We start from the raw sequence: 13,442 nt of genomic DNA on the forward strand, positions 1-13,442 counted from the left end.
TTACTCTCCTTTGCCGCTTGCCTCTCCCTGCTGCGGCGCGAACGGTTTGCGCTGCAAGCCGTCTCCGTCCTCCATCAGCATTTCGATCCGACGCTCCACCTGCTCCAGCTTTTGACCGCACAGTCTGGACAAAGACATACCTTCCTGATAGAGCTCGATCGCCGCTTCAAGCGGCACGTCACCGCTCTCCAGCTTGGATACGATGCCTTCAAGCCTTTCCATCGCCTGCTCGAAGGAAAGCGCCGTCTCCGATTCATTGCTCATTCGAATTCGCCTCCCCATGAACCGCCGCTACGCTGCAAGTCAGCTTGCCGTCCGCCAGCCTCACGACAAGCCGGTCGCCGGCTTTCGTCTCGCGCACGGAGCGCAGCAGTTTTTTCTCTTCTTCGTCATAAGCCAGACTGTAGCCCCGCGCCATGACCTTAAGGGGGCTGAGCGCATCGAGCTGACGGATCGCGGAGCCGAAGGCGCTTCGGCCGTCCCGCACGATACCGCGCATAGCCGCGGTCAAAGCCTTTTCAGCGGACTCCTTGCGCCTGCGCGCGTAGACCGCCTGCTCGGTCGGGCTCGCCCCGGCCAGCCGTCCGTTGAGGCGCGCGAGCTTCTCCCGGCTGCGGTCGACGAGCGCGCCGGCACGGTAGCCAAGTCTGTCCCGCAGCCGATCGAGCCGTTCGGCCGAAGCCAGCAACGAACGCCTGGGCTGCGTAAAATACGGCGACCTGGCGGCATGACGGTATCGCTCCCGGGCGCGGCCGAGCTGGCTGCCGAGCGAGCGCGCCATCCGCTGTTCCAGATGCCCAAGCCGCTCCTGCAGCTCGGCGACATGAGGCACAGCCAGCTCTGCGGCAGCCGTAGGCGTGGCCGCCCTGAGATCGGCCGCGAAGTCCGCAATCGTGAAGTCCGTCTCGTGACCGACAGCAGAAATAACGGGGATCGCCGACGCCCGAATCGCGCGCGCGACCGCTTCCTCGTTAAACGCCCACAGCTCCTCGAGCGAGCCTCCGCCGCGGCCGACGATCAGCACGTCCGTCTCCGCCAGCCGGTTCATTGCCTGAATCGCCTTCACGATCGACTGCGCCGCGCCAGTCCCTTGAACGGATACCGGGTACAGCACGATCGCTACCGTCGGATGCCTGCGTTGCAGCGTGATGATGATATCCCGTACGGCCGCCCCCGTCGGGGAAGTAATGATGCCGATTGCTTTCGGATATTTAGGAATAGGGCGTTTGACAGCCTCGTCGAAAAGCCCTTCGCCATGAAGCTTCTTTTTCAGCTGCTCATAGGCGAGGAACAGGCTGCCGATGCCGTCGGGCTGCATGGCCGTCACATAAAACTGGTACTGCCCGTCCCGCTCGTAGACCGACACGCCGCCGCGCGCAATTACCTTCATGCCGTCCTTGGGACGGAATGGCAAGCGCTGGTTGTGAGACGCGAACATAATGCTCTTAAGCCGCCCGCTCTCATCCTTGAGCGTGAAGTACATATGACCGCTGGAATGGTGTGTGAAATTGGAGATCTCGCCGCGCAGCCATATATCCTGAAGCTTGGGATCCCCTTCGAGCTTCATCTTGATGTAGCGATTGACGTCCCTGATACTGAGGACGCGGGCCGGTTGATCCGTCATGGAATCGCCCCCGTCCTATTCGATGCCGTGCGCTTGCTTTGCCGACTTCAGCGTGTTCATCATCAGCATCGTGATCGTCATCGGTCCGACGCCGCCCGGTACGGGCGTAATCCAACCGGCAACCGGCGCGACATCGTCATAATCGACGTCGCCGCAGAGCTTGCCGTCAGGCAGCCGATTGACGCCGACATCGATGACGACGGCGCCAGGCTTCACCCAGTCGCCCTTAACCAGTTTCGGTACGCCGACGGCAGCCACGACGATGTCCGCGCCGCGGACGACCGCAGGCAGATCCGGCGTACGGGAATGGCAGATCGTTACGGTCGCGTGCTCCCGCAGGAGCAGGATCGACACGGGCTTGCCCACGATATTGCTGCGCCCGATGACGACCGCATGCTTGCCCGAAGGCGCGTTGCCCGTACGCTTCAGCAGCTCGATGACACCGGAGGGAGTGCACGGCTGCAGCGCGTCGTCGCCGATCAGCAGATTGCCAACGCTTACGGGGTGGAAGCCGTCGACATCCTTTTCCACCGAGATTGCGTCGATAACGGCCTTTTCCTCGATGTGCTTAGGCAGCGGCAACTGAACGAGAATGCCGTTTATATCGGCTTGCGCGTTCAGCCGGTCGATAAGCGCCAGCAGTTCGTCCTGCGTCGTCTCGGCAGACAAGCGATGCACCTCGGAGTAAAATCCGAGCTCCTCGCAAGCCTTCGCTTTGTTCCGTACGTATACTTGCGATGCCGGATCTTCGCCGACGAGCACGACGGCGAGTCCGGGGCGTACGCCCTTCGCCGCTAGAGATTCGGTCTCCCGTTTGATCTCCTGGCGGATCTCGCCAGCGATTTTCTTGCCGTCAATGATTTGCGCGCTCATGCTCGTTCCTCTCCTTCAACAGCGGGGTCAGATCCGGCTTCTTCTGCTGCGGCATCTTTGCCTTTCGTTTGACCGCGCTCGCGGATCAACCGTCCAAGCACGCCGTTGACGAACTTGCCGGATTCGTCCGTGCCGAAGTGCTTGGCAAGCTCGATCGCTTCATTCACGGCGACCTTGGCGGGCACGTCCTCGCGATGGTTCATTTCGTAGGCGGCCAATCTTAAAATTTGCCTGTCTACCCGGGACAGCCGGTCGACCTGCCAGCCGGTCAAATACCCCGCCAGCTGGGCGTCCAACGCATCCTGATTCGACTTCACGCCTAATACGAGCTCACGCGTGAAGCCGTCAACGGCCGCCAGCTCGGCGACCTCCGTCTCCATCTCGTTGTCGCCCTTCGCTTCTTCCATAACGGCATCGACGGCCTCTTGCACCGACACGCCGTTCATTTCCATCTGGTACAGGCTCTGTACCGCAATTTCTCTCGCCAATCTGCGCTTCATGAATCCTCCCGAATTAAGTCTTAACTACGTCCGCCCGGCCACCTGTCGGTCAGCCATTCCGTCAATCTGCCCCATTGAAAAAGCGGGCCCCGCCGCTCGTCCCGCTGCTTGCCGACGGCAAAGCCGATGCCGACGAGCAGTGCGCAAAACAGCATGTCCCAGAATCCGACGATTAAATAAATAAGGCCGCAAAGCATGCCAGCGGCGACGCCGAGCGTCCGGCCACCGTAATTGTCCCACCATATTCTCCACATGGATGGCTAGGCCTCCTATTCCACGCGGCTTTTGAATGTCGTCGGCGCCTGCGTCACATTAGCGATATACACGGTCACATCCGAAACGGGAATGCCGGTCGTCTCTTCAATCTGCTGGGAAACCGTGCGCTGCATATCCTCGGACAACGTCGGAATCGAGCCTTCTCCGTCCACGAAAGCGCGAATCGTAATGTGCAGCCCCGCTTCCGCAATCCGGACGCGCGCGCGAAGATCCTTCACGCCCTTAGAACGGGACGCTGCCTTAAGCGCCAGATTCTCGACCGTCTCGATGGATATCTGGATATCTCCATGTTCCGTGCGCTGGTTAATCGTCGGCGCCGTGCTATTCAAGCGTCCGACGGACAGCACGAGGAAACGCAGGCTGATCAGGATCATAACGGCAGCCACGACAATCACCGCGATCTGAAGCGGCCGGTAATCGCCGGTCGTCTGATCGACGACTTCGGTCAGCCATTCCATCGAAAAAGCGCCGAGCGCTACCGCGACGACAAATGCCGAGGCGGCGACGATCGCCAAGGAATAAATGAATAGCAGCAGCCTGTCCCATACTTTCAACACGTAACCGACTCCTCCTGTCATGGACCTACCCTAAGCGTCGAACAGCCTATATGGTCGAAAAAGCGCCCGATGCGCCCTCCCTCGTAAGGTCAGGCCATCAAGGCGCCGTCACCCGCAATTCCAAGAGAGACGACTGCCATGTCCGGCAACGCCGGCGTCATCTCACGCGCAGTTGCGCATCTTCCTCTTCGATCTTCTCCGCAGGCTTAAAAAGCACGTCATGGACATGAACATTCACTTCGACGACGTTCAGGCCGGTCATCGTCTCAATCGAGCGCTTGACGCCGTGTTGAACTTCCGAAGCGATCTCCGTGATCCGCCTGCCGTACTCTACGATGATCGATACGTCGATCGCCGCTTCTCTTTGACCTACTTCAACCTTGACGCCCTTGGACAAATTCTTGCGCCCCAGCAGTTCGGCGATGCCCGAGGAGATGCCGCCGCTCATACCTGCGACGCCTTCCACTTCTACCGTTGCCAGCCCCGCGATGATCTCGATGACTTCGGGTGCGATCTGGATGGTCCCCATGTCGGTTTTCTCGTAATCAGACACCAATGTTTCCATTCGCTGGTCCACCTCCTCGCGTCTTGTCGTCGGCCAGGCCTCCATTATTAATACTATAGCAAAGGCCAAGAATTATGACAAACCTCCATGCCGGCGTCGAAAGAAGGGCGCAACGCGCCCGCCTGTTCATTGACCGGTCCCGGAAGCTCTAGGCTTCTTCGCCATACGGCGCATCCACATCATGCTCCTCGAGGAACTTGATATCGAACGTGCCTTTGTTGAAAATCGGATGATTAAGGAGCTTAAGATGGAACGGAATCGTGGTCTTGATCCCTTCGATCATGAACTCGCCCAGCGCCCTGCGGGCTCTTGCGATCGCCTCTTCCCGCGTCGGTCCCCAAACGATAAGCTTGGCAATCATCGAGTCGTAATGAGGCGAGATCATGTAGCCTTGATAAGCGCCGCTGTCTATGCGCACGCCCGGACCTCCCGGCGGCAGATAAAAGCTGATTCTGCCCGGAGAAGGCATAAATCCGCGATCCGGATCCTCGGCGTTGATGCGGCACTCGATGCTCCAGCCGTCGAAGCGGACTTCTTCCTGTGTAAAACTGAGCGGACGGCCTTCGGCGATGGAGATCATCTCTTTAATCAGATCGATGCCCGTGATGAGCTCGGTGACGGGATGCTCGACCTGGATGCGGGTATTCATCTCCATGAAATAGAAATTGCCGTCCGGCCCAAGCAGGAACTCGATCGTCCCGGCGCCTGAATAGTTAACGGCGCGCGCCGCGCGCACGGCCGCCGTGCCCATGCGCTCCCGCAGCTCGGGCGTCATGACCGGACAAGGGGCTTCCTCGACCAGCTTCTGGCGTCGGCGTTGCACGGAGCAGTCGCGCTCGCCAAGATGGCAGACGTTGCCGTGCTTGTCCGCGATAATCTGAATCTCGACATGCTTCATGCCCGTCAAATATTTCTCCAGATACACGCCGGAATTGCCGAACGCCTTTTGCGCCTCTTGCTGCGCGGTCGAGATTTCCCGTACAAGCATCTCTTCGTCCTCGGCGATACGAATGCCCCGGCCGCCGCCGCCCGCCGTTGCCTTGATAATGACCGGATAACCGATCTCCCGCGCGACGCGGATCGCCTCGTCGATATCATCGACGAGCCCGTCGGACCCTGGAATAACCGGTACGTCCGCGTCCTTCATCGTCTGCTTGGCGACCGACTTGTCGCCCATCCGGCTGATCGCTTCGGCAGACGGTCCGATAAATACAATATTGCACGTCTCGCAAATATCCGCGAAATCGGCGTTTTCGGAAAGGAACCCGTAGCCGGGGTGAATCGCGTCGCATTCGGTAAGCGTAGCAACGCTCATGATGTTCGTCAGATTCAGATAGCTGTCCTTGGAAGCGATCGGCCCGATGCAATAGGCTTCGTCCGCAAGCTTCAGGTGAAGGGACTCGCGGTCACCTTCGGAATATACGGCCACCGTGGAGATGCCCAGCTCGCGGCAGGCGCGGATGATGCGCACGGCAATCTCGCCGCGGTTGGCCACCAGAATCTTATGGATATTCAAAGCACAAGTCCCCCTTCGTAGTTCCGGCCGCCTGATACGGGCCGGAAATAGCGCACGTTATTCCGGTTTGACGAGGAACAGCGGCTGCCCGAATTCGACGAGCTGGCCATTCTGCGCCAGTACTTCGACGATCTCGCCCTTCACTTCGGCTTCGAGAGGGTTCATCAGCTTCATCGCTTCGAGAATGCACACGACCGTCTTGTCGTGAACCTTGTCGCCTTCGTTCACGAACGACGGCGCGTCCGGAGACGGCGCGCGATAGAACGTGCCGACCATCGGCGATACGATCTGGTGCAGGCCCGACAGGTCGCGGCCGGCGGGCTGCGACGCTTCGGCCGGCGCCGCCGAAGGAGCCGGTGCCGCCTGTACGTATGTATGAGGAACCGAAGCTGCCGTCTGCACGTTCACAACCTCCGTGCGCCCGGGTTTGCGGATGGAGATCCTCGCGCCTTCGTTTTCGATCTCGAGCTCATGCACGGAGGTTTGATCCACGAGTTTAATTAATTCCTTGATTTCGCTAAGTTTGAACATATTCGCCCTACGCTCCTTGGCTGTCTCATTTGCCGTATGAAATCCAAGCGGCCTCGCCGCCCTCGTTCAAAGGGCAATTAAAGCAAGCCGCCGTTCATACTGAGCCGGTGTACGGCCCCATCCTGTCTTCGTATGAATAGCAAAGCCTGTACGTACCCATAACGGACTCATTATAACATAATCGAAAGAAATGGAAAGAGCCGGCCCGCGGGCCGGCTCCTGGCCGGTATGCCCGGCGCGCCGATTCGGATTACTGGATAAACTGCACGGATACGGCATCCGGCGTTACGCTCAGCTCTTTGGTGGCGAGCTTGACGATCTTGACCGCCTGCTTCGAGTCGAGCGCGTCCGCCTGCACGATGATCTCGAACTTGCCGCCCTCCTGCTTGACGACTGCGTTCTCGTAGTCGGACACGAGTTTGTCCTGGAGGCTTGCGATGCGCTCTTCGGTAGCGGTGATGCGGCCTTGCTCTTCGGCCGCCGAAGCCGCCTCCTCCTGCGTCTTGGAGCTGTCCGCGAGAATTTTATCCAAATCTTCATAAGCCTTGGACGCCGCTTGCTCGCGATCGAGTTGAATCTGGTCGAACTGCTCGCGCGCGGACAGGTTGTTCATGCCCTTCAGCACTTCCTTGTCGGCAGGCGATACCGCGGATTGTCCGTCCTTGCCGGCATCCGGAGAAGCGGACGTTTCCTTGTCGGTGCCCGACGATGTGCCGGCGGATGCCGCCGTTTCTTTGTCCGGCGCCGTGGAAGCGTCGGGCGATGCGGCCGCACCCTTGCCCGTCGCAGCTCCGCCGGCGGCGGACTTGTCGACGCCGCTGGCGGCTGCCGCGCCATCGTCGCTCAGGCCGCCGGCGCCGTCGACGGACGAAATCTCGATGCCGTCGTCCTTCGCGGTGCCGGTCACGCCCGTCGCGTCCGTAGCGAGCTTCTGCTCCTGCGCCGTGCGGTCGGGCTGCGTGACATCCTCGGTGAACAGGTAGTAGGCGGAAAGGATGACCATGAGCGAGAGCATCGAGACGAGCCAGATCGTTTGCCGTTTGTTGTTCATTTGTTTTTGACCTCCTGCATATTGGGAAATGGTCTTGCCTGGTTCTTCCTTACTCTGCCGTGCGCGGCATGACCGACACACGGTGAATGGGTACGTCCAATCCGGATGCGACAGCCTCCGAGATCATCCGGCGAACGGTCGGACTCTCGGCCCCTTTCGCCACGATTAGCACGCCTCTTAGCCGAGGCTTGATTTTCTTGATGACGATGGGCGATTTGCCGCCGGAAACCTCGTATAACACGACCTGTCCGTCTTGCGTTACGTCTGTGATATGGCGTTTGGCGCCGTTTTTGTCCGTTTCGTCGGTAATTTGCTGGGTTTTCTTTTCATTCAGCTGCACGACCGTCTCCTCCGTCGAATCGACCGTCACCATGACGTCGGTCGTACCGACGCCGGCGATTTTCTCAAGCATCTCCTTCAACCGGATATCGAGCTGCGTCTCGATCTCGGCGAAGGGGTAGTCCTTGCCTTCTCCCGCGCCGAGAAACGTCTCTTGCTGGGCCGACTTGTCTCCGTCCCCCGGCGGCACGGCGCCATCCCCGCTCGGCGGCGTCACGGGCTTCATCTTGATGAACGAGGAAGCCAGGATAAGAGCGGCGCCGACAAGCCCGATCAAGATGAGCCAGCGAAACGTCTTCACCCGCTTGGGGCCGCCGGGCCCGCCTCCGATATAGGTTTCCAGCTTGTGCAGCCACTTGGCCATAATCCTGCTCCCTCCTGTCATCCGCCCGGTACGACAACCTCGACCTTGGACGTCCCGATACCGAACCGTCCGGCGATGAGCGCCGCAATCCGCCCGTCTCGCCCGTCGTTCGCCGCAATCTCCGCTTGCGCGGCCGCCTGTACCGACCGTTCGCCTTCGATCTCGCTTCGGCCGTCCGTGCCCGTGCCGACTTCGATATCGACGACGACTGGCGAGACGGGCTCCACCTCGGCGATCTGCTCGCCGCTGTCCGCCGTGATCTCCGCTCCAGGCGCCGCCAGGCGCACTTTTACAGCGTCCACCGCGATCGTTCCGTCCGGCGCCGGCTCGGCCCGAACCTCGACCGAATCGACCTTGACGTTCTCTTCCTGCTCCACCGCTGCCTTGATCTGAGCCTCGAGTCCGGATACGGCAAGCTTGGCGGCTTGTTCGTCCCTTCCGGCTCCGATCCGTTTCGCTTCCGCCATGATGGCTTCCAGCTGACTTCCGTTTTCACCGTCTACCGGCTCTCGCTCCGCCCATTCGATCCCGGCAGCCAGCTTGACGTCCATATCTCCCTGGATCCAGGAGAGCAGCGGTCCGGCCAGCGTCAGCAGGATGAACAGTCCCGCCACGAGACGCACGTACCGCTGCATCGTTCGGTTCGGCAGCAGCAAGTCGATCAGCGCAGCCAGAAGGACTGCTGCCACGACTTGTCGAAGCCAGCCGCCGAGCGCTTCAACCACGGTAGTCGCCTCCCTCCGGAAACGCCGTCCGGCTTATCTCATCAAAATGGATGCGTTGCCCGCCGTCAGCACGATCGTCACCGCCAGAAAAAACATAAGACCTACTGAGGCGAGCGCGGCGAATACGTAGACGAGCGTTTTGCCGATGACCTGAAGGCACTGCACAATCGGCGTGTCTCCAAGCGGCTGGAGCACCGCAGCGGACAAGCGGTAGATCAGCGCAAGCGTCAAAATCTTGATTGCCGGGAAGGCGCACAGAAAAATCAGGATGACGACGCCGGCGAGGCCGACCGCGTTTTTGACCAACAGACTTGCCGACAACACGGTATCCGCCGCGTCCGAGAACATGCGCCCGACGACCGGCACGAAGTTGCCTGTAACAAACTTCGCTGTCCTAAGCGCGACGCCGTCCGCGATTGCGCCCGTAGCGCCCTGGATGGACAGCACGCCCAGGAACAGGGTCAGCATCGCCCCGAGTAGTCCGACGGCTACCGTACGGAGCAGATTGGCGAGCTGCGTGACCTTGAACCGCTCGGATACCGTGCTGGCCAGATGCAGTACCGCCGAGAAGAACAAAAGCGGAAACACGACAAGGTGGATGACGGTACCGATCGAGTGGACCATGAACACGATAACCGGATGCAAGACGGCGACGGTCGTCACGCCCCCCGTGCTGGCTAGCAAGGTGAGCAGCAGCGGGACCATCGCGAGCATGAACTGCACCATTCCCGCGATCGCGGCAGCCGCATAGCCCGCTCCCGTTCGGAAGCTGTTAACGGCGATAATAAGCAGAACCATATAAGCGATAGCATAGGCGACCTGGCTGACGGCCTGACGTTCGAACGCGCTCTGCATCGTCTCCAGGAGCATGGTGAAGATGGCCAGCAAAACAATCGTGACGATCAGCTTGCCGCTGTATAACACCTCGTGAAGAAAAAAACGCGCCAGCGCCAGCAGAACATCCTTCACGCTCCACCCTTCGCCGTCCTTCGGAAACATGAGTTCACGCAGCGTAGGCGCTTCGCCTTCCGGAAAATATCCGCCGTAGTCGTTTTTGAGCTTGTTCCAGAATTGCTCGATCTGTCCAAGGCTGAGATCGTCGGTCTGCGATTTTGCCAGCTCGTCGGACAGCGCTCCAGGATCGGTATCGTCTGTGCCGTATGTGCCGTAGGTGCCGTCTTTGTCCGAGGCAACGACAGCCTCCGAGCGCGGTGCGCCGACGGTGGATTGGCGCCCTTCCTGCGCAGCAGCATCGGCCGGTCGGGGCCAGAAAGAAAGCAGCATGGCGCACATGAGCAGGATAAACGGGATCCAGCCTGTCCGGCGCTCGAGCCATTCTGTACGACGCATTCTCAAGCCCCTCCCCCAGCCGGCAGCAATCCCAGCACCGTCTCGATGATAATGCTGATGATCGGCACCGCCATGACAAGGATCAGCATTTTTCCCGCGAACTCGATCTTCGAGGCGATGCTGTCGAGCCCCGCGTCGCGTACGATCTGGGCGCCGAACTCGGCGATATAGGCGATGCCGATGATCTTAAGCATCGTCTTGAGGTACACGGACTGAATGCCGGAGCGGTCGGCCAATTCCTCGATCATCGAGACGACGCCGCCGATCTTGCCGATCAGCGCGAGGAAAATCGCGATGCCGAAAAACGTCGCCAGCAGAAATGCGAACATCGGCTTCTGTTCGCGGATGACGAGAATCAGGATAGCCGTCAACAATCCGATGCCGACGATCTGCAGGATGTCCATAGGCGGTCGCCTACTGGAACAGGAAGATCGTCTTGATCTCCTGGAACAGATCGTTCAGCAGCCGGACGACCATAAACAGCACGACGACGAATCCGATCACCGTAACCCAGTGCGCCATGTCTTCCTTGTTCATCTGCTTGAGCACGGTATGAATCATCGCGACGATGATTCCGATGCCCGCTATCTGGAAAATCGTGCTCACGTCGATATTCATGAATACGGCCCCCTACTACATCATGAGAATGACGACCAGGGCGGCCGTGAGCACTCCCAGACTTCGGCACAGCTTCTCGTATCTCTGCTGGTCTTCGCGTGCCGCCTGTTCTTCTGCCTGCAGCTGATGCATCGCCAGCTTCAGGTGCTTCAGCTGGTCCTCCGCACCGCTCGCGCCAAGCGTCTCGCCGAGCCTGAGCATCGTATCCCGCTCCGGCGGCCGCATCGAAGTGGCCGGCCAGCCTGCCTTGAAAGCCCGCTCCCAGCACTCCGACACCGTCTCGCCGGTTCCCGAAGCCAGACGGACGGACGCCTCCGCGAACAGGGCCGACACCGGCGCCGTCAGCGCGGCCGCGATCCGGGAGAGCGCTTCTGGCAGCGGCGTCTGACCGTAGCCGATCTCCGTCTCCAGCCGCTGCAGCGCATGGAGCAGCTGCCGGATCTGCCGGGGCCGCTGCGCGAACTTCGCAGCCTGCATAAAGCCGATCATCGTGCCCGCGAACAGAATGAGCGCCGCGCCTACCAGCTTAAGCATGGCGCACCCCGTCTCCGTTCGGCGACCGGATAACCGGCACGGACCTGCAGCCGGCAGACTTGCGAGCCTCCGCTTCCGCCTCTTCTGCGCCGACGACGCGATGTCTCACGATGCCGCCCGAGCGCGACAGCAGGACATAGGCGCCGAACATGCCTTCGGCTGCGAGCTCCGCCAGCACGGGCCTTGCGAACACGTCGCGCAGGTCAAGCGCATGCGCCGTCGCGACGACCCGTACGCCGGCATGCAGCGCCTCCTTGAGCGCGTACGCGTCTTCCGGACGGCCGATCTCGTCGGCCACGACGACCTCCGGCGACATCGATCGCACGAGCATCATAAGTCCCTCGGCCTTCGGACAAGCATCGAGCACGTCGGTACGCGGACCGAGGTCGAATGCCGGCACGCCGCGGTCGCAGGCCGCAATCTCAGAGCGCTCGTCCACGACGCCGACCTTACGGCCTCCCCAGCGCTGCGCATGGGGGTGATACCACTCACCGGTACTGATCGAGCGTGCCAGATCCCGCAGCAGCGTGGTCTTGCCCTGCTGCGGCGCGGATACGATCAAGGTGTGTTTGACGGTGCGTGCGACCGGATCCAACAGCTCGGGCAGCAGGCTCGACGCGCAGCCGGCACGCGCCCTCGCTATTCGGATATTGAAGCTCGCGATGTCCCGCAGATGGCGCACATGTCCGCCCTCAAGCACAGTGCGGCCTGCCAGTCCGATCCGATGGCCGCCGGCGACGGTCACATAGCCTCTCCGAAGCTCTTCTTCAACTGCGTATAGCGAATGGTTGGTCACGCGTTCCAGCAAAGCCCTGCAGTCTTCGCGGGTCGGGCGGTAGGCTTCGGCGCTGTCCGCTGTGGCTTTCCCTTGCGGACAAACGAATGCCGAGCCGCCGCCGAAGCCGATCTCAAGCGGCCTTCCCTCTCTGACGCGAATCTCTTCGAGCGACAGCAGCACCGACTCCGGCAGCTTCTCCAGCCGCCCCCGCAGACCGGCGGGGAACAGTTCCAGCAACGGCAGCGACAAGCGTCCTCCCCCTTTCCGGCGTAAGCATGTTGTCCTTCGCTCTTCCATGCATATGCTTGGACACTTCTCTTTTATGCTTAGTAAATCTCTTTTTTTCGTTAATAGATTGGGCGATAGGGCCCGCTTATTTTTTGAGAATGCCGATCAAGAGGCAGGCGACTCCCGCGCCGATCCAGATTAATTTGACGGGAGAAAGCTTGTCCGACATGCCGACAAGGCCGATCGTCGTCGTAGAGATCAGAATCAGCGGTCCGACCAGCGCCAGCATCGCGTTTACGCTCAGCGCCTTGGTGACGTCGTTGAGCTTCAGCATGACCAGCGCCGCCGTCAATTCGATGCTCCCGGACAAAATCCGGAGCAGCGCCATGCTGAATACGGATTTATCCAAGCCGCTCTCACCTCCTTTCGCTAACTCGAATCATGTCCGTGGTAATACGCTATGCGGCGAAGCCGGACAACTTGCCTATCTCCGCGAAAAATGAGAGATTCATTTGAAAACGCAAAAAAAGACCCGTCCGCTGCCGGACGAGTCTGCCATACTTTCCTGCTATTTTGCTCGCTTCAAAGCCCTGATCTCCGTATCGTGCTCCAGCACGCGGAAGGCGAGCGCCTCGATCGCTTTGCCTTGCCTGGACTGCTCGGTCTGCAGCGAATCGATCGCGATCGCATGCTCCTCTTGAACGTCCATGACCTTCGAAAGCCGCTCGTTCGTGTCCATGACGGCGACCGCCACTTGATTCAACGTCGTCTCCAGGACGTCGAACCGTCGATCCATTCCGTCCAACCGTTGATCAATGGCGTCGAACCGCTGGTCCATGCCGTCCAACCGCTCATCAATGGCGTCGAACCGCCGATCCATGCCGTCCAACCGCTCATCAATGGCGTCGAACCGCCGATCCATGCCATCCAGACGCTGATCGATTCCGTCCAGCCGTCCCGACATCCCTTTCAACTCTACCAAAATCATCTCCAGCACCTGCTCGCTCAAACGC

The 13,442-nt window shown here is 60.3% G+C and carries 19 protein-coding genes; all 19 read right to left on the minus strand.

Annotated elements, in window-relative coordinates; genetic code table 11:
- The 19 genes from xseB to ACFSR7_RS23830 all read right to left on the minus strand — a co-directional run bounded on the left by xseB (nucleotide 1) and on the right by ACFSR7_RS23830 (nucleotide 13,438).
- Nucleotides 1–264: an exodeoxyribonuclease VII small subunit gene (xseB, locus tag ACFSR7_RS23740; protein WP_378165853.1), complete on the minus strand. Its 264-nt coding sequence runs from the start codon at nucleotides 262–264 to the stop codon at nucleotides 1–3.
- Complete coding sequence (xseA, locus tag ACFSR7_RS23745) at nucleotides 254–1,624, minus strand: exodeoxyribonuclease VII large subunit (protein ID WP_378165855.1); 1,371 nt, start codon at nucleotides 1,622–1,624, stop codon at nucleotides 254–256. Before xseA ends, xseB begins: the two co-directional genes overlap by 11 nt.
- 15 nt (nucleotides 1,625–1,639) lie before the next feature.
- Nucleotides 1,640–2,497, minus strand: coding sequence for a bifunctional methylenetetrahydrofolate dehydrogenase/methenyltetrahydrofolate cyclohydrolase FolD (gene folD, locus ACFSR7_RS23750; protein ID WP_378165857.1), 858 nt, complete (start codon nucleotides 2,495–2,497; stop codon nucleotides 1,640–1,642).
- Nucleotides 2,494–2,997 carry a transcription antitermination factor NusB gene (gene nusB / locus ACFSR7_RS23755; RefSeq protein ID WP_378165859.1) on the minus strand — a complete coding sequence of 168 codons (504 nt, stop codon included), beginning with the start codon at nucleotides 2,995–2,997 and terminating at the stop codon, nucleotides 2,494–2,496. Before nusB ends, folD begins: the two co-directional genes overlap by 4 nt.
- Before the next feature lie 20 nt (nucleotides 2,998–3,017).
- Nucleotides 3,018–3,251, minus strand: coding sequence for a DUF2273 domain-containing protein (locus ACFSR7_RS23760; RefSeq protein WP_378165861.1), 234 nt, complete (start codon nucleotides 3,249–3,251; stop codon nucleotides 3,018–3,020).
- A gap of 15 nt (nucleotides 3,252–3,266) precedes the next feature.
- Nucleotides 3,267–3,830: an alkaline shock response membrane anchor protein AmaP gene (gene amaP, locus ACFSR7_RS23765; protein WP_378165863.1), complete on the minus strand. Its 564-nt coding sequence runs from the start codon at nucleotides 3,828–3,830 to the stop codon at nucleotides 3,267–3,269.
- Nucleotides 3,831–3,987: 157 nt separating this feature from the next.
- Nucleotides 3,988–4,395 (minus strand): Asp23/Gls24 family envelope stress response protein, encoded by a 408-nt coding sequence (locus ACFSR7_RS23770; RefSeq protein WP_378119195.1) that lies wholly within the window; start codon nucleotides 4,393–4,395, stop codon nucleotides 3,988–3,990.
- Between the two features lie 148 nt (nucleotides 4,396–4,543).
- Nucleotides 4,544–5,911 carry an acetyl-CoA carboxylase biotin carboxylase subunit gene (accC, locus tag ACFSR7_RS23775; protein WP_378165865.1) on the minus strand — a complete coding sequence of 456 codons (1,368 nt, stop codon included), beginning with the start codon at nucleotides 5,909–5,911 and terminating at the stop codon, nucleotides 4,544–4,546.
- A gap of 57 nt (nucleotides 5,912–5,968) precedes the next feature.
- Entirely contained in the window at nucleotides 5,969–6,442 is a 474-nt protein-coding gene (gene accB, locus ACFSR7_RS23780; RefSeq protein WP_378165867.1) for an acetyl-CoA carboxylase biotin carboxyl carrier protein, read from the minus strand.
- 250 nt (nucleotides 6,443–6,692) lie between these two features.
- Nucleotides 6,693–7,493 (minus strand): SpoIIIAH-like family protein, encoded by an 801-nt coding sequence (locus tag ACFSR7_RS23785; RefSeq protein ID WP_378165869.1) that lies wholly within the window; start codon nucleotides 7,491–7,493, stop codon nucleotides 6,693–6,695.
- 49 nt (nucleotides 7,494–7,542) lie between these two features.
- The gene (spoIIIAG, locus tag ACFSR7_RS23790; RefSeq protein ID WP_378165870.1) at nucleotides 7,543–8,196 is read right to left on the minus strand and encodes a stage III sporulation protein AG; all 654 of its coding nucleotides are present in this window, start codon (nucleotides 8,194–8,196) and stop codon (nucleotides 7,543–7,545) included.
- A gap of 17 nt (nucleotides 8,197–8,213) precedes the next feature.
- Nucleotides 8,214–8,921: a stage III sporulation protein AF gene (locus ACFSR7_RS23795; RefSeq protein ID WP_378165872.1), complete on the minus strand. Its 708-nt coding sequence runs from the start codon at nucleotides 8,919–8,921 to the stop codon at nucleotides 8,214–8,216.
- 33 nt (nucleotides 8,922–8,954) lie between these two features.
- Complete coding sequence (gene spoIIIAE / locus ACFSR7_RS23800; RefSeq protein ID WP_378165873.1) at nucleotides 8,955–10,271, minus strand: stage III sporulation protein AE; 1,317 nt, start codon at nucleotides 10,269–10,271, stop codon at nucleotides 8,955–8,957.
- 2 nt (nucleotides 10,272–10,273) lie between these two features.
- A complete protein-coding gene (gene spoIIIAD, locus ACFSR7_RS23805; RefSeq protein WP_282908289.1) occupies nucleotides 10,274–10,675 on the minus strand; it encodes a stage III sporulation protein AD in 402 nt (133 codons plus the stop codon).
- Between the two features lie 10 nt (nucleotides 10,676–10,685).
- On the minus strand, nucleotides 10,686–10,889 hold the full coding sequence (gene spoIIIAC / locus ACFSR7_RS23810; RefSeq protein ID WP_090113099.1) for a stage III sporulation protein AC: 204 nt from the start codon (nucleotides 10,887–10,889) through the stop codon (nucleotides 10,686–10,688).
- Between the two features lie 15 nt (nucleotides 10,890–10,904).
- Nucleotides 10,905–11,423: a stage III sporulation protein SpoIIIAB gene (gene spoIIIAB / locus ACFSR7_RS23815; protein WP_378165875.1), complete on the minus strand. Its 519-nt coding sequence runs from the start codon at nucleotides 11,421–11,423 to the stop codon at nucleotides 10,905–10,907.
- The gene (gene spoIIIAA / locus ACFSR7_RS23820) at nucleotides 11,416–12,450 is read right to left on the minus strand and encodes a stage III sporulation protein AA (protein ID WP_378165877.1); all 1,035 of its coding nucleotides are present in this window, start codon (nucleotides 12,448–12,450) and stop codon (nucleotides 11,416–11,418) included. The genes spoIIIAB and spoIIIAA overlap by 8 nt, the downstream gene beginning before the upstream one ends.
- A gap of 124 nt (nucleotides 12,451–12,574) precedes the next feature.
- Nucleotides 12,575–12,838 carry a YqhV family protein gene (locus ACFSR7_RS23825; RefSeq protein WP_378165879.1) on the minus strand — a complete coding sequence of 88 codons (264 nt, stop codon included), beginning with the start codon at nucleotides 12,836–12,838 and terminating at the stop codon, nucleotides 12,575–12,577.
- Between the two features lie 159 nt (nucleotides 12,839–12,997).
- Nucleotides 12,998–13,438: a hypothetical protein gene (locus ACFSR7_RS23830; RefSeq protein WP_378165881.1), complete on the minus strand. Its 441-nt coding sequence runs from the start codon at nucleotides 13,436–13,438 to the stop codon at nucleotides 12,998–13,000.
- Nucleotides 13,439–13,442 lie beyond the last annotated feature (4 nt).

Origin of the sequence: Cohnella sp. GCM10020058, assembly GCF_042683485.1 — a bacterium.
Lineage (GTDB): Bacteria > Bacillota > Bacilli > Paenibacillales > Paenibacillaceae > Cohnella.

Excerpts from the sequence above, each read along its gene's own strand:
- ACFSR7_RS23770 (WP_378119195.1), bottom strand. The coding sequence starts at position 4,395 with ATGGAAACATTGGTGTCTGATTACGAGAAAACCGACATGGGGACCATC.
- ACFSR7_RS23785 (WP_378165869.1), bottom strand. The coding sequence starts at position 7,493 with ATGAACAACAAACGGCAAACGATCTGGCTCGTCTCGATGCTCTCGCTC.
- xseB (WP_378165853.1), bottom strand. The coding sequence starts at position 264 with ATGAGCAATGAATCGGAGACGGCGCTTTCCTTCGAGCAGGCGATGGAA.
- spoIIIAC (WP_090113099.1), bottom strand. The coding sequence starts at position 10,889 with ATGAATATCGACGTGAGCACGATTTTCCAGATAGCGGGCATCGGAATC.
- spoIIIAG (WP_378165870.1), bottom strand. The coding sequence starts at position 8,196 with ATGGCCAAGTGGCTGCACAAGCTGGAAACCTATATCGGAGGCGGGCCC.
- nusB (WP_378165859.1), bottom strand. The coding sequence starts at position 2,997 with ATGAAGCGCAGATTGGCGAGAGAAATTGCGGTACAGAGCCTGTACCAG.
- spoIIIAB (WP_378165875.1), bottom strand. The coding sequence starts at position 11,423 with ATGCTTAAGCTGGTAGGCGCGGCGCTCATTCTGTTCGCGGGCACGATG.
- accB (WP_378165867.1), bottom strand. The coding sequence starts at position 6,442 with ATGTTCAAACTTAGCGAAATCAAGGAATTAATTAAACTCGTGGATCAA.
- xseA (WP_378165855.1), bottom strand. The coding sequence starts at position 1,624 with ATGACGGATCAACCGGCCCGCGTCCTCAGTATCAGGGACGTCAATCGC.
- spoIIIAE (WP_378165873.1), bottom strand. The coding sequence starts at position 10,271 with ATGCGTCGTACAGAATGGCTCGAGCGCCGGACAGGCTGGATCCCGTTT.
- spoIIIAD (WP_282908289.1), bottom strand. The coding sequence starts at position 10,675 with ATGGACATCCTGCAGATCGTCGGCATCGGATTGTTGACGGCTATCCTG.
- ACFSR7_RS23760 (WP_378165861.1), bottom strand. The coding sequence starts at position 3,251 with ATGTGGAGAATATGGTGGGACAATTACGGTGGCCGGACGCTCGGCGTC.
- folD (WP_378165857.1), bottom strand. The coding sequence starts at position 2,497 with ATGAGCGCGCAAATCATTGACGGCAAGAAAATCGCTGGCGAGATCCGC.